The organism is Blautia caccae, from assembly GCF_040095955.1.
Taxonomy (GTDB): Bacteria; Bacillota; Clostridia; order Lachnospirales; family Lachnospiraceae; genus Blautia; species Blautia celeris.
This window is the reverse complement of record NZ_JBBMFP010000020.1, coordinates 35,354-58,915: the sequence shown is the minus strand read 5'-3', so window position 1 is coordinate 58,915 and position 23,562 is coordinate 35,354. Positions and strand designations below refer to the sequence as shown.

The following is a 23,562-nucleotide window of genomic DNA, read 5'->3' as shown; positions in this document are numbered from 1 at the left end:
AGACGTTTCCTCCTATAAACTTGCTGCTATTTCCTGCTGTTTTGTATGTTCCATTTCGCCTTGGCTGCTCTCCCCCTGATACTTCGCCAGCTTTTCCATGATGGACGGCTTTTTGGCTTTTTCTGTTGGTTCCTCCGGTTCTCCGCCGTCCTCCAGAAATGCCTCACCGCCTTTTTCATCCATGTTTAAAAGCGCATTGAGTGCGGATAACCGTTCCGTTTTTTCCTGCAGTTCAGACTCCTTTGGAAAAGGTTTCGTTACCTCTGCTTTGGCATTTTCAAGCTGGTTCTCCAGATTGCTAAGGGTTTCTTTCTCTTTTGCCAGGTTCTTTTCCATGCTCTCCAGCGCATGATTGATACGGATAATGTTTCCAAGCTCATCCGTTCCGATTTCTATTTTATGGCTCATAGCGCCTTTCACGTTCAGGGTAAACTTTTGATAAAAGCTGTCAAAATTAACACTTATCTGGTATCCCAGGTATTCTCCGATAGGCATTGACGTATTCACTGTTTTTACCTGCCTGCAAAAAGCGATCAGGGCGGCTCCTGCCTCTTTTTTATCGGTATATGTCCGTTCCCCGATCTTCATGGCAAACGATTCCTTATCAGCAGTTTTCACTTCCTGATAGTGGGCAGTATCAATGGTAAGGGCGGCAATGGTTTCCCGCACGGCGCTGATCTTCTGCGGATAATCCTTGGCAATGCTATCTTCCAGCCGGTAGATCTGGCTGGTATGGTTGGCTTTTAGCAGTTTCAGCTTTGCCACCTGGATATCCAGATCCATTTTTTCCTTAATGTAAGGATTGCCGGTGGCAAGGGCTTTCACCTCTGCATAGGAAAGTGCTGCCTCATCCACGTCCTCACAGGAACGTACCGGGGATTTGCTGGTCATGATCTGGCCGATAAACTTCTGCTTATTTTCAATCACCTGCCAGGAATAGGCATCAAAGGTTCCTTCCGTGATATAGCGGAAGATCCGCACAGACGGGTTCTGATTCCCCTGCCGGATGATGCGCCCTTCCCGCTGTTCAATATCTGACGGCCTCCAGGGTACATCCAGATGATGTTCTGCAATCAGCCGGTCCTGGACGTTGGTCCCTGCGCCCATCTTTGCGGTGGAACCAAGCAGAAAGCGGACCTGCCCGCTTCTTACCTTTGCGAACAGCTCCGCTTTTCTTGTTTCTGTGTTGGCGCTATGGATAAATGCGATCTCTTCCTGCGGCACTCCTTTTGCAATCAGTTTCCGCTCGATCTCATGGTACACATCATCAAAAATTCCCGTTTCATTACTTCCCCCATCTATATCTGCTTTTGTTTTTCCTGCTATTTTCGGGGTGGACAAGTCGCAGAAAATCAACTGGGCCGCTCTGTCCTGTGCCGTTTCTTCCCAGATTTTTAAGGCCTTCCCCACACATGCATTGACTTTTGAAGATTCTTCATCCGGCAGCATGGGATCCACAAGCCGCTGATCCAGTGCAAGTTTTCTTCCGTCGTTGGTGATTTTCAGCATGTTATCTTCGTAAGGTTCCACCATACGGTTACGGACAGCCTCCGCCCTCTGTGCCAGGCTTTCCACCATTTCTTTCTGATATTCACTGGGTTTTATAACCACATCCTCATATACTGCCTCCGGCACCGGCAGCTTTAACATATCCGGTGTCTGGATGTCTGCCGTTTCCTTAAAAATAGAGATCAGCTCCGGCAGATTGAAGAACTTGGCAAATCGTGTTTTCGCCCGGTAACCGGTGCCTTCCGGGGCAAGTTCAATGGCGGTGATGGTTTCTCCAAATGCGGAAGCCCAGCTGTCAAAATGTCCCAGACCCATGCGCTGCAGCATCCCATACTGTAGATAACGCATGTTGGTATATAACTCCGTCATGGAATTACTGATGGGGGTTCCCGTGGCAAAGGTGATGCCCTTTCCCCCGGTCAGTTCATCCATGTACTGGCATTTCGCAAACATATCCGAGGACTTCTGTGCCTCTGTCTGGGCGATCCCCGCCACATTCCGCATTTTCGTATACAGGAACAGATTTTTAAAACCATGGCTCTCATCCACAAACAGCCGGTCAACCCCCAACTGCTCAAAGGTCACCACATCATCCTTCCGGGTGGAATCGTTTAACTTTTCCATCCTCGCAAGCAAAGATTTTTTGGTCTTTTCCATCTGCTTGATGGTATAGCGCTCCCCTTTTTCCGCTTTTGCGACCTCAATGGCCATTTCAATTTCCGAGAGCTGGCGTTGGATGGTCTGCTCCTGCCTTTCTTTGGAAAGTGGGATTTTTTCAAACTGGGTATGGCCGATGATTACCGCATCATACTCTCCGGTGGCTATTCTGGAGCAAAACTTTTTCCGGTTCGCCGGTTCAAAATCCTTTTTGGTAGCAGCCAAAATATTCGCCCCCGGATACAGCCGCAAAAAGTCTGACGCCCACTGCTCCGTCAAGTGGTTCGGAACTACAAAGAGCGATTTCTGTGCCAGTCCAAGGCGCTTGCTCTCCATGGCCGCCGCTATCATTTCAAAGGTCTTTCCCGCCCCCACGCAGTGAGCGAGCAAAGTATTATTCCCGTAAAGCTGGTGGGCAACTGCATTCTTCTGGTGCGGACGCAGGTCAATATCCGGTGTCATACCCGGGAACGTCAGGTGGGCACCGTCATACTCCCGTGGACGGTTAGAGTTAAACAGCTCATTATACTTTTTGCAGAGGACCTCCCTGCGCTCTCCATCCCGGAATATCCAGTCCTTAAAGGCCTCCCGGATGGCCTCCTGTTTCTGGCTTACCAGGGTGGTTTCTTTTTTATTTAAGATGCGTTTTTCCACACCATCTTCCATCACCGTGTCAAACACCCGGCTGTCCCGCAGGTTCAGGGAATCTTCCAGTATTTTATAGGCATTAGCCCGTCCGGTCCCATAGGTCATCTCAATGAGCGGGTTCCCGCTATCCGCACTCTTTCCTTTTACATACCATTGCCCGGTGATAGGGGAATACTGCACATCAATATATTTTCCATTTACTTTCCATTCCGGGGTTTCAAAAACCTCCCGCATAAAATCATTGATGTACATTGGCTCGATCCAGGTGGCTCCCAGTCGTACCTCTATTTCCGAAGCATCCAGTTCTTTAGGCTGCACCCGCTCAAGTGCCGCCACATTGATGGCATACTCCGGGTGTTCCTTTGCACAAAGGCGGGCGATCTTTAACTTTTCCCGGATATTCCCGGACAGATAAGCATCGTTGGTTTCCCACCCTGCATATGCGTCCTCCAGGTCACTTAAAGGGTTCTTAAAGATAACACCGGATAATTCCCGAATGATCCGTTCATGAGGTTCCTCTCCTCCAAGCAGCTCCTCCATAAAATGCAGATCTACCGCAGCCTTTTCGCTTAACGATACCGTCAGGGCCTCTGACGGCGTATCCACAGAAGTCACCGGCTCCTGCTTTTTGATGGTACGTTTTGTAAACATATCCGCTTTTTTCTTAAGGGTTCCATCCTCATTTAAGATTTCCAGGGAACAGAGCAGGCAGTAACTGGAGTCCTGGTTAAACACCCTCCGGTTGGTCTGGGAATTGATCAGCCCAAACTCTTTTGTAAAAGCATCATAACTTCTGGAAAGTTCCTCCTGTTTTTCTTTAATTTCCGTCTCTGTATATTCTTCCAACTGATAGGCAATCAGTTCATTGGTAAGTTCCCTCAAAGCTACCATTCCCCGGATGCGGTCTTTCATTTTTTCTGAAAGTTCCACGGGCTTCATCACAGAATCTTCCCGGTAATAGACTTCCCCTTCCACCACCGTATAGCTGTAATTTTTCACTTCCGGATCAGCCGGGATGGCCTTTAGGTCTGTATCATCTTCCAGTTCATCCAAACCAGAGGCTTCGATCCTTCCGTCAATCTTCCCCATAGCTTCACGTAACTGTTCAAAGAACGGCTTTCCCTCCACCAGGCTGCAGGTAGCCTCCATTCCATAGGGACCGGATACCAGTTCCATCTTTCCGGCTATCATTTCCGGGTGGTCGATAAAATACTGGTTCATGGTAATGCCGTCTGCATTTTCCCCCAGATGTACCCAGTCCGGCTCGATATCCATGACACGGTCACGCTTTTTAAAGAACAAAATATCTGACGTCACTTCCGTTCCCGCATTTTCCTTAAATGCCGTATTGGGGAGGCGTACTGCCCCCAAAAGTTCCGCCCGCTGTGCCAGGTATTTCCGTACTCCGGGATTCTTTTTATCCATGGTTCCCTTAGAGGTCACAACGGCAAGGATGCCGCCTGCCCGGAGCTTGTCCAGTGACTTCGCCAGGAAGTAATCATGGATCATAAAATTGTGCTTATCATAAGGCTTATCGGACACTTTGTATTGGCCAAAGGGAACATTCCCCACCACCACGTCAAAAAAATCATTGGGATAACTGGTTTTCTCAAAACCGGTCACCTGGATCTTTGCCTGGGGATAAAGCTGTTTTGCGATCCTTCCTGTCAGGCTGTCTAATTCCACTCCGTACAGACGGCTCGCCTGCATCTTTGGCGGCAGCATCCCGAAGAAGTTTCCGGTTCCCATGGAGGGCTCTAAGAGATTCCCTTTTTCATATCCCATCCGATGAAGTGTCTCATACATGGTGCGGATAATCTCCGGGGAAGTATAGTGGGCATTTAGGGTAGATTCCCTGGCGGAGGCATACTCCTCTGCAGTTAGTAATCCCTTTAGCTGCACGTATCGGTCATGCCATGCACTGTTCTGTTCGTCAAAAGCTTCCGGAAGCCCACCCCAGCCCACGTACCGGGCTAAAATTTCCTGTTCTTCTTTGGTGGCGGTGCGGTCTTCACTTTCAATCTTCTGCAGGGTTTGGATTGCTGCTACATTCTGCTCATATTTCTCCCTTGCACTTCCCTTTCCAAGCGCATCGTCTGTGATATGGAAGTTTACTCCCCGTAGGATCTCCGCCTTAGGCTGTTCTTCCTTCCGGGTGGCATCCAGCTCAGGTTCTGGTTCCATATCCGGCAACAGCGGCTCCCTTTCCCGTGGTCCTTCCGGTTCTGCTTGCTCTGCTTCTACTGCCTCTTGGGAAATCCCTGTTTCTTCGGATATTTTCGCTTTTGGTCCTCTCATCTCCGGCTCTGGGGGCTGCTCCTGGTCCTGCATCTGCTGTGCCGCCCCAACTACCAGTTCCTCATAAGGAACGAGCTGAAATTCATTTTTGTGGGCGTTTATATATTCCCTGGCTGCACTCTCATTGATAAAGAAGCTCCCGTTTTCCAGATAGGGTTCCAGCTTTCCGTTTTCCCCAATGGTCACAAGGCGGTAGCGGACGCCCTCCCTTCCATCCTGGTAATGGTAAGTGAAAAAGCCTATGCTGTAATCGGAATGATCCTCTGTATTCTCCAATGCGACTACTGGAAGTTTTGTTTTCTGCAGTTCTCTTTGCGCCTTTTCCAGCAGTTTCTGTTCTTTTTCTTTTACCCAGTCCTGATAAGCCGCCTTTGTTTCTTCTGTCAGATAGCGGTCTGTCTCCATCAGTTTCCGGATACGCTCTGCCACCTTCGGCCAGGAAATCAGGATCTCCGCTGTCGGTTCCAGAATATTCCCTTTCCGCAGGTGGATTCCCTTGCCATCATGATCTTCATAACTGTGCCATGCCCCTACAAGCCCCGGTGAAGAGCCGCCCATTCCATACTCGCTTTTCAGAAATTTTATCTGTTCCTTTTTATCCGCATTCTGCTGAAAAAATTCATAAATGCGGAACAGTCCTTCGGAAACTCCGCTTCCCCTGCCAAGCCGATGGTCTATCTCATCCTGGGTGATAAACGTCTCCTTTGGGATGTCCAGTTTTTCTGCAGGCGGAAATTTAACCTGTATCCGCTTTAGTTCTTCCACCGATGTCCGTATATCCTTTGGACGGTAGATCAGCCGGATCCTTGGTCTGGCCTCGCCCCGGTCCAATTTGTCGATTGCCTGGTCCATATGGCCCAGGATCTTATCAATCCCCTCGGTGGTAGAAAGCATTTCTGCCAGTGCCTCCTCACACTCCGGGACACTGCCCCTGTGGAACTTTAGTTCTTCCGGCATTGTTCCATATTCATCACGGAAGAAAAAATAAATTTTAGAAGCCAGCTCCATCCTCTCCAGCGTTGGCACATGCCAGATTTCTGCCTCTTCCATATATCTGCCGGAACAGATCAGCTGGTGCGTTGTTTCTTCTACTTCTGCCCAATCCAGTTTCAGGGCCGGCTGAAAACGGGCGGCGTTCCCTTTTGCAAAATTCATCCCGGATTTGTCATACCAGATACAAAAAGGCTGCCCCTGGAACGTAAAGCCTTTTCCGCCCATGCCGTATTCCTTCTTTAGAAATTCCTCCATGGTTTTATCGTCCAGGCCCTTTTGGTATTTCGCAAAGATACGGGGACGGCTGTCCTTTTGCCCGCCGCCGGTAAGCAGGGCATATTCTATCATTTCTTTTGTAATGGGATTTTCTGCAGGCGGCATCAGCCAGTCATCTGCATGGTCTATGGCAATGTTTCCTGCCTGTTCCGCCATGGTGGGAAAAAGGTTCATCTGCTCATAGACCGGTTCGCCCTGCACTTCGGCTTCCTCCGGCATGGAATAGGTATTTTCCTCCACAGAAGACAAAAAATCGGGCAGCTCGTCACTGTCCGATTTTTCTGGTTCTGTATGAATTTGTGGCTGTCCTAACGATAGATCAGTTCCGTCAGGATGATCTCCTCGGCTGTCTGCCGGATGCTGTTCATCTGCTGTACCCAGGCCATGGGGTTCTGCTCTTTCAGGCTCTCGTCCACGCCCTGCTCCTCTGCCATCTGCCTGGTCAGAAGCTCCATTCTCTGCTCTGCTGTTTCCTGGATCTCCAGCAGGTGTTCCGTCAGCCTGCCCCTCAAAAGCAGTCCGGAGTAAAGGCCTCCCTTGTTCTCCTTCAGGTATTTCTTCCGCAGAAGCCCGTACTTCGTCAGGGTTCCCTCCGGCTGTTCGTCCATCCTGATATTCGGGATGTAATAATCTCCGCTCTTCTGATATGTCAATTCCATCTTCACTGCCCCTTTCTTCTTTCTCTTCTGAGTTTATCTCTTTTCCTGTTTCTTGTTCCTTCATTTCGCTTTCACGCTTTAAAGCATTGTAGCGTAAGTCTTGTGAATTGTCAACTGCTTTTTCGGAAATTGTCCGCTCATATGCACGGACTGCTTTCCCAATCTCCATAAGGATGGGTTTAGACAGCTCCGTGACACTGTTCCCAAGCTGCGCCAGTACCGGAACTGTATTAAATTCATGGATAAACTCAAAATTCAGGGAATCCCCATAGGTCTCCACATCCACCCCGCACCGGGTAAGCAGCGTATAAGAAATACTGGCTTTTAATGTTTCCCGCAGATGCACCTCCATAGAATATTCATCCAGGCCTTCCAGAAAACTCCCCTCGGTCAGATAAGAAAGGTCAGAAGCAATTTCCTGATAACAGTCCTCGCTTATCCGTTCTGCAATCTCCAGCAGACGTCCCGCAAACATTTTTTCCTGATCCGTTTCCCCGTAAATGCGCTCCAAACGGTTTAGCACCGCTTCTTCCTGCTCCGGCTTAAACTCCCACAAATACGGATCACGTCCGATTCTTCTGGCTTTATGAACGTCTTTCACGTCAAAAACATATTTCAGCCTTGGTACCGGGGCATCCTCATCGATCAGGGCAATCCCTTTTGCACCTTTATTTACCCAACAATTCATTTTTCCGTTCCAGATCTCAATGCTTGCACATGCGGTGGCATCCGGACGCTGTGCATAGATCAACATCTGTTCCTGAAACGGATATTTATAAATCCTGGCGGCAGTATTCAGATACGTTTTCCAGGTTTCTTCATTTTTTACGACCTCTTTCGCTGTCCTCTCGGCCAGCGCCGATATGGTATCGTATTTTCTCGCCATAGCGGTCCCTCCTTTTCTGGCATAAAAAAACAGCCGCACCTTTTTTATCGGTCTGGCTGTGTGAAAATCTGCTTTACATCTTTAAGGGAAAATGCTATAGTTGATATATAGAAAGAGCAACCGCCCACAAGGTGGATGCTTCCGGATATAGGTTAATCAGCTCTTAATAAGAGCCGCCTACTCTGTTGGCAGACAGGGTAGGCATTTATTTTTTTGGCTTGTTGTTCCTATCATCCAGATAGGCAAGCAAAGCGATGAGAAACGTTCCGCCAAGAAACAAAAGTGTCAAGACTTCATATGTATCCATCTGCCCCACCTCCCTTCATCTGTTCTCCCAAACAAGGGGATACAAAATCCGGAAGGCTGATAACCAACCCTGTACACGGTTACTCCTTTACATATTTTAACAGCAATCTTCCCGTAAAGCAATGTATTTATCAGTTACAGTGATTCAAAATACTTTTTCTTTACCTCTCACCTCTTTCCTTTTATGTTCCTTCCACATCCCTAATTTCGATGGTATAGTCTCCGTCGTCATATAGTATTTCAAACTCATAGCTGCCGATCTGCAGGGTTCCTTCTTCCACCGGATAAAATTTCTTTTCCACCAGATCGCAGATAATGACTTCCTCCACGATCTGGTGTTCCATAGTGTGCAGCATCTTCCCGATACAAGTATCACAGAATAAGTTCTTCATCCTATGGCCGCTGACAATGCCACGTCCCCGCTGGATAGATACACTGCTCTTCCCTTCGCCGGGACAAGTGGCTATACTGACATGTGCTTCACTGACTTCATCATACCCAAAGGAATACTGCAGACAATTCTGTTCTTCTGTGCTGTCCGGTTCACCTGTTTCTTCATAAATATCCAGGCCATAAAGTTCCCCTGTGTTTGGAAATACCAGGCATGTCCGGAAAGGACAATTTCCCCGTTCCACACTACAGATTTCTGCAGTATTGGGGATATACTTTATCAGGTTTTCCACATCTCCACCATACTCGCTGAACACCAGGTCACGACGGATTGTTTCCGCAATCTTTTCATATTCAGAATCTGTTGCCGTTGCCATGTAAGTTGAAACCATCTTTACAATATCCGCCATATCTTCTGTGTTCTGCCTGTTTGCTTTTATATCATTGATACCGATCACGAAAATAGTTACTGTCATCGTAGCCGCAGCAATCATAAAACCGCCATACAATAAAGAACGTTTATCAGTCTGGCTTAAATGGTTCTTCCCCGGATCATATGTATCATCATCCCAGAAAGAAAGCCATTTCTCTCGTATCTTTCTCCACATTTTCCGCATTTTCATCCTCCTTATATCTATAAGCTAATATTGTATAGTCTATCAGAATCTATTATTATCTGCAATCATATTATAGTCTTTTAGTGTACACAATAATAACTATCAGCTAATAAACAGGTGGAATTATGGAAAAGAATGGATTAGGCAAACGTATAAATCAAGTCAGAAAAGACCGGGGCTTCACTGCCGAACGGGTTTCAGAATCATGTAATATCAACGCAACTTATCTGCGTCAGATTGAAGGCGGCACAAAGATCCCCAGTCTGCCGGTATTCATAGCGATCTGCAATTCACTGAACATTTCTCCTGATTATCTTCTTCAGGACGAACTCTCATCCAATGAGATCAGTGAAATCAAAGAACTGGAAGAATTGTGGAAAGGTGTCTCTCCCAGTAAACAAGCACTTGCCGGCGCAATGATAAAAGCAGTATTACAACACGAGGCACAGTAAGACAGCCAGCCGTTTGCGGCTGGCTGTTTATTCTGCATTCTGGATAATCTCGACAACCTGAAATTTGATTATTTACTCATAATCGAGTAATCGACCATTATCATTCCAGTCGCCATACATAATGCCTTTTTTGCTGTTTTCTAATAATTTTTGCAATCGACTCTGAAATAGTTCGGGCTGCTTTTTCTTAATTTGAATTGTATCAATTCGCACTCGTTGATAAAGATGCGGAAACTGTTGGAAGTTATTCCAAGCTTCATTGTCTAATTGAAGTGCCTTTAATATATCTTCATCAATCACAAACCCTTTTTCTGACATATCTGGCAAAACAGCTCTGCCCGCATCTGTCATCCGCCCTAACTTCTCCATTCTGCGGCAACGCTCTTTATTTAATTCTGACCACAAACTTCCTTTGCGTCTGGGTGCTAATCTTTGCGCAGTTATTCCATTTTCCATTTTCTTTGTAGTGCTGTCAATCCAGCCAAAGCACATAGCTTCTTCAACGGCATCTATATACCAGAAAGTCCCGTCATCTACAGGGCGCCCTCTCTTAACAACCACCCAACATTCTTTTTCTTTATCATGATTTTCTAACAGCCATTGTCGTAACTCATCACGATTTTTAGCTGGTAATAAATTCTCAAAATCCATTTGTTTATCCTCACAGCTTCCAATTTAATTACTTACAATCATATCACATCCCCACAGCCCTTACCATAAAATTGTATCTAAAGAGAAACATCCATTGCCATCTGATTCCATTTCCATTCCTGATATTCTTCCTCTGTCATTATCCCGGTTCGCACTGCCTCTTTCTTTGAAAGCCACTCCCAGACAGCTGCTCCCAGTTTTATATCATGTATCATAATTCTCAGAGAAAAACAGGTGCGATTATCTCCACCTCTGAGAAATTTCTCTGCATGAAGCACATCTTCTCTATCTTGTATCGAAAAGCATTGTAGCAGATCTATTTTTTCTTCCTCCAGCCATAAAAGTGACCGCACCACTTCTTCCGGGCTGCCCTCTTCCAATCGGATAAAATGAAACGGACTGACTTCCAGGATCTCCGCTATCTGATACAACGTACCTTCCTTTGGCCTGCGCTGATCTGATTCATATTGAGCAATCCTCACGTCAGCCCCATTCTCCTTATATCCTAACCGGATTCCCAATTCTTTCTGTGTCATTCCCCGGTAAGTTCGGATTTTCTTTATCTTTCTTCCCAGTGTCATCTTTTCCCGCTCCTCTCTGTGGGTACTGGCTGCCCTCTCTCCAGCCACCTGCGGTATGGTTCATATGCTTCAAACTTCGGGCATTTTTTCAGTATCCATACTCTTGCACACCACCGCTGTAAATGCTGGCAAACTTTAAATTTACGAAGCTGTTCTTCGCTATACTGGTAAGCCACATCCGGATGCCACCTTCCCTTCTCATCTACATACTTCTGCTTATCATAAATCATAACAAATGGCAAAAAACCCATATCCCGCAGCGTGTAAATACGGAATAGATCTTCCTCCAGACTGCTCCAGTAATTTGTCAGTACGTACACACCGCAGCTTCTATTCTTTATAAATCCCGCTCTGAAAAAAAGCCGGAACTGTTCCTGTAAATTTTCTCTTGGATCATCCCATGCAAAATGATAACTGCTCACTTTCATCCGTTTAAACAGGGAAAGGATTTCACCATTTAAAAACCGTACATCCAACCCTCCCTGAAAATCTATCCATGCTCCGGAATCTACCAGTTGGTTCAACAATTCCATCCGCTCCCGGCAGGCTAACAGGTTCTGGTCTAACAAAAGGATCTTTTTCTGTCCGTTCCAAAACTCGCTTAAATCTGCAGTCTTTTGACTAATGCAGCCATCCTTTTGGGGTGTAATACAAAATCCATGATTTTGTCTCGGACACCCTCTTGTGAGAAATCCATAAGCGGTATCCTTCGTAAGCCCAGGATACAGCCCATAATCCGGATAGATATGCTCAACCTCATCCGGCAGATGATTCACTAGATCGTAACCACTCCCTCCACGGATGATTTCGCCGCTTGCAGGCAGCATCGGCTCCCGTGATCCTGTAAAAATTTTGCTGATATATAACCGGTCATAAAATTTCCCACACTCTGCAAAGGATACCTGATCTCCTTTCTGTTTGTGGTATGCCGAAAGTTTCATCAAGGGCAGGTTGGGAAAATTGTGGCTGTCACAGTCCACCAGTCCTACTTTCAATCTTATGTTCTCCTTCCTTTTTTCCAAAGAGGCCGCATAGGTTTTCCCCATGCAGCCTCTTGCTGAATCTTCCATTGTTATAGTGCCGGTTCCGGACTTAACTTCTGCATTCCCGGCTCACTCTTTTGTACGGCATTCTTTTTCTCATTTAACTTCTCCAGAATACCTTTCTTCTCACCCTGCCTCTCCCGCTGTTTTTGTGCGGAGCGTTCTTCTGCCAGCATCAGACAGCCACGCGCACTGTCATAGCTGTACACCTGACCGGTCAGCACTTCCGCTGGATGCACCTCTGTCTGATTCACCTCATTTACCATGGTACGGAGTTCTTCAAAGTTCATATTGCCATCGTCTGGTACGATCAACACTTCATGGACTGATGACGGCAGTACAAAATAATCACCGTTCATTTTCTCTGCCACCAGTTCTTGCACTCCCGGATAAAATAACACACCCGCACCCTCCATTTTCTGCTCATTCGTCAGTATGTAAAACGGAGACTGCTCTTTTGGAAATCCTGTCTGTTCCTGGAAAATCTCCTGCAGAAAGTCTTTCATCTCTGCATCCTCCAATGTAGCAAGGGAAAAGCCAAAAAGGTCCTGCTCCAACATTTCCCTTACGACATCATCCATAGCAAAAAAGGTCATTGGAAATTCCCGGACTGTATTCTCCATCGCCGTCTGGTAAAGAGTCTCTTCATCCACTCCCATGCGTTCCAGCAATGCATGGTCAATGGTAATGCTGGCCATTCCCCCCTTTTCTTTGTCCAGCAGAATCTTATAGATCAGCGCCATATCCTGTTCCACATGGTGCGGAGCATTGGAAAGCAGTTCCTGATTCGCCTCTCTCCCCACCGCCTGAAAAATGATCCGCTCCCGATTCTTTTCAAAATCAAACAGATTCTCGATGGGAAAATGTTCTTTCACACGATAAGTCTCCCGGCACTGGGCAATCTCCTCTAAAATATCCCCTATCACCCGTCCATTCTGATAGTCCTCATAATAATGGTTCAGATAAATTATGGGGGTGGTATTTTCTTCTGCAAGTTGGATATTCAGCCCGTCAAGCTCCTGGCTGTTATTCTTCTTCACAGTCTGCACCGAAACAACTGCATCCTGATACGTTTCCGGCAGATAATCTTTAATATGTTCCTCAACATAGCTCTTAAATTTCTGATACTTCATGCTGTTTCTCCTTTTCTTTCTTCGTTTTCTGCATTTTTACCCCATACCGGGCAAGCCGCAGCACCTGTCTGTTGTCTTTTCGCGTTGTTACTTCTGTCTGGATTTTCTTCATCAAAATACACCTGCTTTCTTCCAAAACTCAGGGCCATGCACCTGCACAGCCCCTGATCTGCTTGTTCCTATTTTCTCTTTTTCTTCCAGGTAAGGAATCCCACGCCGCCTGCCGATGCCGCCATAACTGCCACAAACAGCCAGATGTTCGTTTCATCCCCTGTCTTGGGTGCATGGACGGAAGTGGAGGGTTGTCCCGGTGTTCCCGGATTCTGTGCTTTCTCTTCCGGAAGTTTTTCATTAGTCAGTTCCATCTGGTATTCCACCACTGGTGTCCGGTCATCTGCATACCCAAATGTAATCTCATGCTCGGTTTCATCCAGCTGATACCCTTCCAGTGTCTTTGTTTCTTTTAAAATGTAAACAAGGGCTTTTTCATACGTTCCATCTTTAAAGATGGCAATCGGATATTCTTTGGATTCCGCATGGCCTGCACTGTCTGTCACCAGTGTTTCCAGTGCTTTTCCTTTCCTGTCATACAGGGTAAATTCCACGCCTTTCAGCGGCTTCTGGGTGTCTTTATCCGTTTTATTTAAGATCACTTTTCCCATTGCCTGGGCATCTTCCATTTTCACAGACTGGATCTCTCCGGTGTCCTTCACTTCAAATGGGACTTTCTGTGAAACGATATATCCTTTTGGTGCGCTCTCTTCCAAAAGCGTATATTTCCCAACCGGCAGTTTCTCCACATAATGCGGTTTCTTCCCGGAAGTCCAGCTTTCCATGACTTCGTTGTTTTCATTCAGGATATACAGCTTTGCACCTTCCATTTCCGTGCTGCCGTCTGTCATGTCCACTTTGCTGATTTCTACTTTCGTCACATCATCTTTCATTTCCACCTTCTGAACATCTGCAGTGTTTTCTACTGTAAAAGTAATGCTCTCTGCGGTCACATATCCCTCTGCCGGAAGGATTTCCGTCAGCACATACTCTTTTCCTACTTCCAGTTCCTTGATGATATGCGGCTCTTTCCCGGACACCCAGGAATCCACGACATTTCCATCCGGGTCTGTCATCTGAAGCTTCGCCCCCGGCAGTTCCTCTCCCGTAGTCAGGTCCGATTTTGTGATTTCAAAGGTAGTTGCCTCATTCTCATACAGAAACTCAAAGACAACCTCCGGCGTTTCTGCCCCCGCATAATCAAAGGTAAACTCTTTTCGTTCCTCTGTCGTGACGAAACCTGCCGGAGCTTGTACTTCTTTCACATAAAAACTGCCGCCTACAGGCAGATCCGCAGTAAAGAGGATCTTGCCCTCTGCATCCGTTGCTTTCTGTTCCACAACCGTATCCGCCTTTACCAGCACTTTTCCGTCTGCGTTTTTAATATCTTCCTTTACACAGAGGGCAAAGACGCCGCCCTCTAATACACGGTCAGAATCCTTTTCTTTTTTCAGGACAGTCACTTTCGCCTTTTGGCGGTTATTCTGCCATTCACTGTCATAAGTGACTACCGGGGTATCCTGGTCACGGTAAGTAAGGTCGATCTCTCTGGCCTGGTCGTCCAGTATAAAACCATCTGCCGTTTCTTTTTCTTTGACATAATATTTTCCAAGTGGAAGATCGTCCGCCCTTGCAAAGCCCAGGGCATCCGTGGTGATGGTTTCCACCAGTTCATCTTTTTTGAAATGATCAGCGCTTTCCCCGTCTGCCGCTTTGATATCCTCTGCAGCGTAGACCTCAAAGGTAACGTCCTTTAAGGAGCCATTCAGGTAATCCCATACAGATTCCATGGCTCCTGCCACCATGTCATTCCAGGTCACTTCGTTTAAGAACTCACCCTTTTTACTGATCAGGATACGGCCTACCGGCACTTCATCTTTCATTTCCACTTTCTGTACCTTTTCGGTGTCAGAAATGGTAAATTCCACCTCTTCTGCCTTCAGATATCCGTATGGTGCAAAGGTCTCCCGAAGGATATACGTTTCTCCAGCCTGCAGGCGTTTGATGATATGGGATTTCCCTTTTACGGAAGTCCAGGTATCAATCTGATTGCCTTTTTTATCCAATACTGTCAAAGTTGCTCCTGAAAGTTCCACTCCCGTGGTCAGGTCTGTTTTTGTAAATTTTGTGGTAGTCGGCTGGTTTTTAAAGGCTTCTGTCAAACGTACCACTTCCACCTCCTGCCCCTGGTAAGAGGCGGTCACCTCGATCACCGCATCCGAAGAAACAAAGCCAGCCGGTGCCTGCAGTTCCTTAATGTAATAACGTCCAAATGGCACATCTGCTTCAAATACTGCTTTTCCATCCTTCCCGGTCACCGCTTTGGACAACAAGGTGTCTGCTTCCACAAGCACTTTCTCTCCGGCTTTGATATCCTCTTTTGCGTACAGACCCAATTCTGCTCCGGCAAGGACCTGCTCATTTTCTGCATCCTGCTTGATGACCGCAATCTCTACTTTCTGGCGGGCATTGATCCATTCCACTGCCTCCACTACCACCGGAGTATCCTGATCCACATACGCAAAGGTCACTTTCTGTTCCTCCGGGTTCAGGACAAATCCCTCCGGCGCTGTCTTTTCCACCACTTGATAGGCTCCCAGAGGCAGATCCTTTAAGACTGCCTTGCCGCTTTCATTTGTGGTCAGCTCCGCCACAAGGGTATCTTTGGCATACTCTAAAATCCGGTTCCCATTTCCGTCTTTCTGGAAATCTGCGGTATAAATATCTTCCGCTGCATAGACAGCAAAAACGGCTCCGGCAAGATTCTGTTCCTCATAGATAAAATCTTTTCCGTAGCCGTCTAATACGTCACCTTTTTTCACCACTACCAGTTCCCCTTTGACCGGATGGTTTTCATATACCACTTCAATAATGGCATCCCCGGAAACCGGGTCGATCTGGTACAGCGTATCGGTATCTACCTTTACTTCCACATAGTTTTTATTAATGACATAACCGTCCGGGGCTGTCACTTCCTCGATCCGGTAATGACCGATCTTTAAATTCTGTGGCAGGATCAGGTACCCGTCCGCATCCGTAAAATAGGATTTATGGGTAACTGTCGTTGGATAAGTAGTCACCTGCTCTACATATTTCTTATGATCCAGATCGTAAACCTTAAATTCCGTATCTGCCGCCAGTACCGGTTTCTTTGTTTCATCATCCTGCTTGATGATCTTTAACTTTGCACTGAACTCCGCATCCAGAAGCACCCGCCATACCTGGGGTTCTGTGGGCTTGTGTTCCGTAATCCTCACGATAAAATCATCCACCGGCTTATAATTGTGCGGTGTCGTGGTTTCCCGCACCACATAAGTTCCATAGGGAAGTGGGATGGACACGGCATAACCCTTTTCATCTGTAAAGATTTCCGTTGCCCCGTTCTCCCCGATCACCACCGGCTCTGCCGATGCAAAATCATAGGTTCCATCTTCCTTGACTTTTAAAGAAGATTTGAGATAAGCGGTGAATCCCGCCCCGGCAAGAAGCTCTGCATCGGTGTTCCCGTTATTGGCTGCTTTGATGATCTGGAACGGCTGTTTCTTCACCTGCTCCGGGGACGTGCAGCTTCGCTCTACTACCGCTGTTAAATCGCCCTCATAGTTACAGATCAAGTCATATTCCCTTTCATCTGCCAGATACCCAACCGGCGGTGTGATCTCTTTTACAAAATATTCTCCCAGATACAGATTTTCAATCGAGGCTTTCCCCTCTGCATCGGTAGTCAGGGTTCCCACCTGTTCCCCAGCTTTATAAAGGGTTCCGCTCTTTTTATCCGGATGTACGATATCCTTTCTGGCGTACAGACCATACACCGCATGTTCCAGGCTGGCATCTCCCTGGGGCTTGTTTGTATTGGTTTCCAGGTCTGTTTTCTGCAGCTTAATGGTGGCACTTACCCTTTCATTGGCAAAGGTATGGGTAAAAGTCACCTTCGGCTCTTCATCATTGGTGTAGGTAAACCGGAAGGAATACACCTCCTCACTGTTACGCAGATAATTTTCCGGGGCCTGCAGCTCCTTCACATAATAACCATATCCGATAGGAATATCTGCATAGAAATCCGCTTCTCCTTCTCCGTTGCTTTCTGCCTTACCAAGCAGCGTATCTTTCTTTACTACCACCGTTCCGTCTGCATTTTTCATATCCTCACCGGCATACAGACCAAACACTGCACCGGATAACGGATTTTCTGTATCCTTATCCAGTTTCACCACATGGACCTCTGTTTTCTGACGTTCATTCTGGAAAGTTGTTTCTGCAAAAACGGCCTCTGCCGTCTGTCCTGCATAAGTGAGGGTAACCATTTTGGATTCTCTCTGGTTGACAAAGTTCTGGGGTGCCTGCACTTCCGTGATCTGGTAGGTTCCAAAATGGAGATCCTTTAAGACCGCCTCCCCATTGTCCCCCGTTACCAGATGTTCTTTTACCAGTTCCCCGGCTTTGTACACGATTTTGCCCGTTGGTGTTTTTATATCTTCTTTGGCATATACATTGTAAACAGCGCCTTTCTGTTTGCGGCTCTCATACTGGAACGTGGTTCCCTCTGCATTGGACACTGCACCGGTAAAAACCTCTCCCACTTTATAAACGGTCAGGTTTCCAAGCTGCTCTTTATCTGTTACATGCACAGTAGACGTTTTATTTGCCACCAGTGTTACATTACTTGCCGTGGCATTATAACAGTACCCCGTTGGTGCCGTGATCTCTTTTAAGTACACCGTATCCTGGGTTTTCAGGATAGTCACCTTTGATTTGCCGTCTTTATCCGTTGCCGGCATTTGAGTAATCAGCTTCTTACAGGCGGCATCACTGTAAATTCCATAAACAGCCCCGGAAAGGTTCTCTTTCGTATCTGCATCCTGTTTTACGATCTCTACCATTGCCTGCTCGATCCACTTTACAGAGAAATTCACATATTTTTTATCCTCCACACCTTCACCAAAAACAAGGGCCAGACTTTGTGTGTCACCCCCCGTAGTAATCTTATAAGCAGAATAATCCTTTGTGATACTCCCCTGCATCTTCGCAGACCAGGAACCGGACACATCTGCGGTCTGGGTAAGGGGTGCGCTCAGATAAAAAACAGTTCCCCCGGACACTTTTACATCCGCTCCCGCAGCACTGGTTTTTCCGGTGGTAACATTATGAAATTTCACCCCATCCGGAAGTTTCATGATAATTGTCTGGTGTACATCTGCTTTAAAGGTAATCTCTTTGGTGCGCTGACGATTTCCGTCTACATAGGCAGTCACGTCCGCATCCGAAAATTTCATGTCCACATCCGGGATGTTTTCCTGTCCCACAGCGTAATCATATAATTCCTTTGCCAGCGCAATGCCGGTATCATTGGCTCCATAGAAAGCATCGGAACTGCCATTTGCATAGGAAGCCGCCAAATGGGTGACAATGAAGCGTTTCCCCTCTGAGAAATCTGGATGCTTTTTTTCATAAAAATTATAGGAACCGCTTGCACCCGTGCCGTAATAGCAGACTTTCGCAAGCTCTTTCCCACCTCCCAGTTTAGTAATCTCATACACGCCGCTTCCCGGTCCTGGTTTCGACGGTTCGATACAATAAGCGGTTGCTGTGACCGAACCAAACTTTACGGTAAAAGGCTGCGTCACATAAGTTCCAAGACCATAGTCGGCGTAATAATACCACTCTCCGTTGGTCACTTCCACGTCCGTAGATCTGGCTTTTTTCTGACTGTAAGCAGTAAAAGTAATGGTTTCCCCTTCTTCCATGGAGAAAATATCTACATCCCCTTCAATCATCTGATTCCAGACTTCCCCAAGGGTAAGCCCGGTTTCCTCATCCACCGTATCCTGCTCTTTTGCCTTCTCTAAGGCAGCATTTAATTCATCCTCCGAACGGATTTCTGTTTCCGGAACCATTGTTTCTGGAATATTGGTTTCCGGTGTTTCTTCCAGCCCTGTTCCAGTCTTCTCCGTCTGTTCGGTTTCTTCCTGTAGTTCCGGTTCTTCTGTCACATCTGGCACATCCACACGCTCAGGCTCCGGTTCCTCTTCTTCGGATTCTTCCACAGTCGGTGTCTGGCCTGCACTCTCCTGTGTCCCGGCAGTGTTTTCTGATACCGTCTGGCTTTCCGGTTCTTTTACAATCAGATTCCTCTGAATCTGATACACAGGATGGCCGCTTAGGGGCTCCACATAATAAACGGCCTTATAGGTATCCGCATGACTGGTGGAAAAATCTTCACCCGATTCATTTTTTGCCTCATAAAGCTTCACCTTTACTTTTGTTTCGTCCACAATCTCCAGCCCGGTAAGATCTGTTTCCACATCAAAAGCAGTTCCTGCCAGAAGTTCATAATCTTTTGCGGTTACTACTTCGTCTGCTGAAAGCTGTTCCTTTACCTGCTCATAGGCCGGAGGTTCCTTTTCTTTTGGTTCCGGCTCCGCCGCCGCTGCACTGATGGGTGATAAAACTGTAGTAAACAGCGTCATCGCCGCCATGATCCCGGATAACATCCGCTTGAAAGTTGTTCTCTTTTTCATGTTCTCTACCTCTCTATTTTCCTTTGGATTTCTTTTTCTCTGTTTCAAATGTCATGGAAAACTGGGGATATTTTCCCGATGCGTCCATGTGGATGACCGCAGAAAAGGTACTGTCTTTTTTCTGGGAATATAGACCGGACACTTTTGCCATACCATTTTTCAAAAAAGACTGGACAATAGATCTGGTCAGTTCTTTGCGCATGGAGGCAAAATATTTATTGTTCTTAAATAAAGCAAAGCTGCAATCCCGGTTCTCACAATAAAAGTTTATTTTACTCTCATACACGTTTCCGCCACACTTAGGGCAGATACCAATGACTTCCCGGTCACTGGAAAACAGTTCTTTTCCCTTCTCTCCTACCTCATGATAGGTATGTACCAGATCCGAAACCAGTTCCTCAATACCTGAGAGAAACACATCGGCTGGCTTTTCCCCTCTGGCAATCAGAGACAGATCATTTTCCCATTCTGCCGTCAGCTTCGGGGATTTCACCACCTCCGGCAGCACTGAAATCAGTTTTTGCCCATCTTCGGTAGGAAGCATCTGCTTTTTCTTCCGTTCCACAAAACCTTTCTCTACCAGCTTTTCGATGATTGCCGCCCGTGTTGCAGGTGTTCCCAAACCTTTCCGTTCCACCTCTTCTGTAATCTCCTCACTTCCGGCATGTTCCATAGCTGCTAAAAGCGTATCTTCTGAGAAATGCTTGGGTGGTACAGTGAAATGCTGGCTGACTTTCGTTTCCACCTGGTCAAAACACATCCCTTCCGAAAGGGAAGGAAGTGGTAATTCTTCTTTTTCTTCCTTATCCCGGTCTGCCTTAGAATATTTTTTAAACCGTTCCTCATATCCTTTCCAACCACCAGTAAGGATAGATCTGCCTACAGCAGTAAAAGTATTCCCCTCACAGGTCAGTTCTGCCCGTACCGCTTCATAACGGTGGCTCTCCCCGGTAGCACATACCAAGCGGACTGCAATCATCGTTAAGATCTGCAGCTCCCCGCCCGGCACTTTGGAAAGCTCTGCTTTTGACAATTCCATCGTAGGCAGGATTGCATGGTGGTCGGATACCTTCTTACTATTCAGCACCCGCCCAATCTCTGGTTCATAAGTGATCTCCTCCATGCACGGGATCTTCTGCAGAACCACCTGGCTCAATTCCCTGGCGGTCTGCTCCATATCTTCCGTTAAAAACTGGCTGTCGGTTCTTGGATACGTCACCAGCTTTTTCTCATACAATGCCTGGGTGTAATCAAGCGTCTGCTGTGCCGTAAATCCAAACAGACGGTTTGCCTCACGCTGTAACGTAGTCAGATCATAAAGTTTGGGAGGATGTACTGCTTTTTCTTCTTTTATCACGGATACAACAAAAGCCTGCCGGTTCTGGCAAGCTCTCATAATCTCCTCTGCATTCTCTTTTTCCCTGATCCGTTCTGTCACCGCATCCAGTCCACCACATAAAAGATGTACCAGGAAATACGGTTCCTTTTTAAACTCTGCTATTCTTTGTTCTCGTTCCACCAGCATGGCAAGGGTAGGCGTCTGTACCCGCCCCACAGTCAGCTTATGGCGGTATAGTACCGTAAACAAACGGGTAGCATTGATGCCTACCAGCCAGTCCGCCACACTCCTGCAAACCGCAGATTCATACAGATGATCATATTCTCTGCCGTCTTTCAGATTTGCAAAACCGTCTGAGATTGCTCTCTCCTCCATAGAGGAAATCCATAACCGTTTAAATGGTTTTGTACAGCCTGCCTGCTCATAGACCAGCCGGAAAATCAGTTCTCCTTCCCTCCCGGCATCGGTTGCACAGATGACGTCTGAAACCTCCGGATCATGGAACAGCTTTTTTAATACCTGATACTGCTTCTTTGTCTGCTCTTTCACCTGATACTGCCATTTCTCCGGAATAATGGGCAGGGTTTCATAAGACCACTTCTTCCATTCCTCCCGGTAGGTATCTGCACTGGCCAGTTCCACCAGATGCCCGATACACCAGGACACCCGGTAACCGTTCCCCTCCAGGTATCCGTCCTTTTGTTCTCCCGCATGAAGCACTTGAGCAATTGCCCTTGCCACACTGGGTTTCTCTGTAATCACTAACTGCATAGTTTCTCCTCTCCTTTACTGGAATGAAAACTTTTTCTCTGTTTTCGCTGTTTATATTTTGAAGAAGAAGCGGTGATTTCCCCACCGCTTCCCCATTCTTAACTATAATCTTCCTCGTCGTAAGGCTCGTCTTCTTCTTCCTCATAGGCTTCCCCGTCCGGCTCATCCTCTCCGGATGTTTCTTCATATTCTTCCATACCTGGTTCCGGTTCTTCCTCATCTTCGTCCTCATCATAATCGGCATCAAAGGAATGATTCTTTCCTCTCACAAACTTCATGTAATAATAACCGCCGCCCACAGCCACAAGGACAAGTCCCATCAACAGATATGTGCCGGTATTACTGTTTTGTTTTTCCGGCTTTTTCTCCGGTTCTTTTTCTTTGGTCTCCTCTTTTTCGATTTCTTTTCCTTCCTCAGTCATCTCTACCTTATCAATCGGCAGGGCATTTTCCACCACCGCCTGATTCTGGGGCAGGGTAACCGTATTTCCATCTGTAAAATTTAAAAGGTCATTTTCTCCCACTTCCGTCAACAGATATACATTTTCATCCGTCTTATCCTTGTCGATCACCAGATAAAACACCTTATCCCCTTTCGTGGTTATGGTATAAAACTCTTTGCCGCCCTCATCTGTCATCTGGGAAGAACTGCCCTGCACCCTGCCGGCATCTGCATCCGATCCTACATTTTCCGGTTCTGTAGGTGCAGAACTTCCTCCCGTACTCTGATGCTCCGTCACCGTTCCGGCGGCACTGGTTGGTGGGGATGCGGTTGCATCAGAGGGCAGGGAATTGTTCCCCTGCGCCTCCCCGGATGCCTGGGAAGTTTCTTGCTGTGTTTTTGGGTTTTCATAGTACGGGTTCGCTACTTTATAATTTTCCGAAAGATTCCCTGCCTGGTCCCTGGCCTGCAGGGTAAATTGAGGGTAGGTACTGTCGGCTTTCTGCAGGCGTACCTGCAGCGCTCCGTCTTGCAGCTCTGTAAATTCATTCCCGTTGACGATAATGGCAGCAATCCCGGATTCTTCATCTTTTCCCTGAATGTACAGTACCCCGTCTTTTGCCGCTGCGCTTAACGTGGGTTTTGTCTTATCAAAACATTCCACATAGCGGTTCTGTTCATAGGTCTGCCCATTCTGGTCCGTTACCCGCACATAGACGCTGGTATTTGTCTGAATCTCCACCGCCATGCTTTGTGTCACATCCTGCCACTGCCCGTTTTCCGAAACCCTGGCTTCTACTTTTGCCGGAGAAAAAACACCGGTATTTTTTGCATCTTCCACCCGAATGCCTGCCCTTGCTTTATCCGACTGCCATCCTTCCGGCACTTCAATGGTAATCTTTACTTCCGGCTGTTCTTCCACAGTATCTGATTCCGTCTGTACCGGTCCTGTTTCCTGCTCGTTAGGCACTGTCTCTGTTTCCGCCTCTCCTCCTTTTGCCCATACCACCTGGCTTCCCGGTGGGCTTAAAAGGGACGCACTGGCCAAGAGCCCGGTCAATGCGGCGGCAAACAGCAAAGTGGCCACTCTTTTATGTATCTGTTTCATGTTCTGCCTGCTCCTCTCTGTTTTCTAAGATCTGTTTCTGTTCTTCCTTGCTGATGTCGATCATCAGCTGCAGCTCCTCAGCAGATATTCCATGTTTGCGGATAATCTTTAAGTATTCCATGTTTTCTGCCTCTTGTATCCGCGCCTCCATGTCTTTCGCCTTACTGTTGAGCCGCTCGATTTTAGCATAAATACGCTCCAAATCTTCTTTCATTCTATCTACATTCAATC

The 23,562-nt window shown here is 47.0% G+C and carries 13 protein-coding genes; 1 reads left to right on the top strand and 12 read right to left on the bottom strand.

The features are described from left to right. Positions 1 to 12: 12 nt before the first annotated feature. The 3 genes from WMO65_RS26665 to WMO65_RS19215 all read right to left on the bottom strand — a co-directional run bounded on the left by WMO65_RS26665 (position 13) and on the right by WMO65_RS19215 (position 9,239). Positions 13 to 7,926: a helicase-like domain-containing protein gene (locus WMO65_RS26665; RefSeq protein ID WP_435380255.1), complete on the bottom strand. Its 7,914-nt coding sequence runs from the start codon at positions 7,924 to 7,926 to the stop codon at positions 13 to 15. Between the two features lie 205 nt (positions 7,927 to 8,131). Further along, positions 8,132 to 8,233 (bottom strand): putative holin-like toxin, encoded by a 102-nt coding sequence (locus WMO65_RS19220; RefSeq protein ID WP_349064613.1) that lies wholly within the window; start codon positions 8,231 to 8,233, stop codon positions 8,132 to 8,134. A gap of 181 nt (positions 8,234 to 8,414) precedes the next feature. Then, the gene (locus WMO65_RS19215; protein WP_349064612.1) at positions 8,415 to 9,239 is read right to left on the bottom strand and encodes a hypothetical protein; all 825 of its coding nucleotides are present in this window, start codon (positions 9,237 to 9,239) and stop codon (positions 8,415 to 8,417) included. 125 nt (positions 9,240 to 9,364) lie between these two features. Between WMO65_RS19215 and WMO65_RS19210 the strand changes: the two genes are divergently transcribed. Next, the gene (locus WMO65_RS19210; protein ID WP_349064611.1) at positions 9,365 to 9,691 is read left to right on the top strand and encodes a helix-turn-helix domain-containing protein; all 327 of its coding nucleotides are present in this window, start codon (positions 9,365 to 9,367) and stop codon (positions 9,689 to 9,691) included. 72 nt (positions 9,692 to 9,763) lie between these two features. Here the strand turns inward: WMO65_RS19210 and WMO65_RS19205 are convergent, their stop codons facing one another. From WMO65_RS19205 to WMO65_RS19165, 9 genes are all read right to left on the bottom strand, one after another. Then, positions 9,764 to 10,342: a YdeI/OmpD-associated family protein gene (locus WMO65_RS19205; protein ID WP_349064610.1), complete on the bottom strand. Its 579-nt coding sequence runs from the start codon at positions 10,340 to 10,342 to the stop codon at positions 9,764 to 9,766. Positions 10,343 to 10,419: 77 nt separating this feature from the next. Beyond that, a complete protein-coding gene (locus WMO65_RS19200) occupies positions 10,420 to 10,923 on the bottom strand; it encodes a helix-turn-helix domain-containing protein (protein ID WP_349064609.1) in 504 nt (167 codons plus the stop codon). Beyond that, on the bottom strand, positions 10,920 to 11,918 hold the full coding sequence (locus WMO65_RS19195; RefSeq protein WP_349064608.1) for a radical SAM protein: 999 nt from the start codon (positions 11,916 to 11,918) through the stop codon (positions 10,920 to 10,922). Before WMO65_RS19195 ends, WMO65_RS19200 begins: the two co-directional genes overlap by 4 nt. A gap of 77 nt (positions 11,919 to 11,995) precedes the next feature. After that, positions 11,996 to 13,099, bottom strand: coding sequence for a DUF5688 family protein (locus WMO65_RS19190; protein WP_349064607.1), 1,104 nt, complete (start codon positions 13,097 to 13,099; stop codon positions 11,996 to 11,998). After that, a complete protein-coding gene (locus WMO65_RS19185) occupies positions 13,080 to 13,211 on the bottom strand; it encodes a hypothetical protein (protein WP_349064606.1) in 132 nt (43 codons plus the stop codon). Before WMO65_RS19185 ends, WMO65_RS19190 begins: the two co-directional genes overlap by 20 nt. A 67-nt stretch (positions 13,212 to 13,278) precedes the next feature. After that, positions 13,279 to 19,671 carry a SpaA isopeptide-forming pilin-related protein gene (locus WMO65_RS19180; RefSeq protein ID WP_349064605.1) on the bottom strand — a complete coding sequence of 2,131 codons (6,393 nt, stop codon included), beginning with the start codon at positions 19,669 to 19,671 and terminating at the stop codon, positions 13,279 to 13,281. Between the two features lie 13 nt (positions 19,672 to 19,684). Beyond that, positions 19,685 to 21,781, bottom strand: coding sequence for a DNA topoisomerase 3 (locus WMO65_RS19175; RefSeq protein ID WP_349064604.1), 2,097 nt, complete (start codon positions 21,779 to 21,781; stop codon positions 19,685 to 19,687). 98 nt (positions 21,782 to 21,879) lie between these two features. Continuing rightward, on the bottom strand, positions 21,880 to 23,331 hold the full coding sequence (locus tag WMO65_RS19170; protein ID WP_349064603.1) for a CD1107 family mobile element protein: 1,452 nt from the start codon (positions 23,329 to 23,331) through the stop codon (positions 21,880 to 21,882). Next, on the bottom strand, positions 23,315 to 23,560 hold the full coding sequence (locus WMO65_RS19165) for a DUF4315 family protein (protein WP_349064602.1): 246 nt from the start codon (positions 23,558 to 23,560) through the stop codon (positions 23,315 to 23,317). The genes WMO65_RS19170 and WMO65_RS19165 overlap by 17 nt, the downstream gene beginning before the upstream one ends. Positions 23,561 to 23,562 lie beyond the last annotated feature (2 nt).

Coding starts and splice junctions, on each gene's coding strand:
- WMO65_RS26665 (WP_435380255.1), bottom strand. CDS start 7,926: ATGGCGAGAAAATACGATACCATATCGGCGCTGGCCGAGAGGACAGCG.
- WMO65_RS19220 (WP_349064613.1), bottom strand. CDS start 8,233: ATGGATACATATGAAGTCTTGACACTTTTGTTTCTTGGCGGAACGTTT.
- WMO65_RS19215 (WP_349064612.1), bottom strand. CDS start 9,239: ATGCGGAAAATGTGGAGAAAGATACGAGAGAAATGGCTTTCTTTCTGG.
- WMO65_RS19210 (WP_349064611.1), top strand. CDS start 9,365: ATGGAAAAGAATGGATTAGGCAAACGTATAAATCAAGTCAGAAAAGAC.
- WMO65_RS19205 (WP_349064610.1), bottom strand. CDS start 10,342: ATGGATTTTGAGAATTTATTACCAGCTAAAAATCGTGATGAGTTACGA.
- WMO65_RS19200 (WP_349064609.1), bottom strand. CDS start 10,923: ATGACACTGGGAAGAAAGATAAAGAAAATCCGAACTTACCGGGGAATG.
- WMO65_RS19190 (WP_349064607.1), bottom strand. CDS start 13,099: ATGAAGTATCAGAAATTTAAGAGCTATGTTGAGGAACATATTAAAGAT.
- WMO65_RS19185 (WP_349064606.1), bottom strand. CDS start 13,211: ATGAAGAAAATCCAGACAGAAGTAACAACGCGAAAAGACAACAGACAG.
- WMO65_RS19180 (WP_349064605.1), bottom strand. CDS start 19,671: ATGAAAAAGAGAACAACTTTCAAGCGGATGTTATCCGGGATCATGGCG.
- WMO65_RS19175 (WP_349064604.1), bottom strand. CDS start 21,781: ATGCAGTTAGTGATTACAGAGAAACCCAGTGTGGCAAGGGCAATTGCT.
- WMO65_RS19170 (WP_349064603.1), bottom strand. CDS start 23,331: ATGAAACAGATACATAAAAGAGTGGCCACTTTGCTGTTTGCCGCCGCA.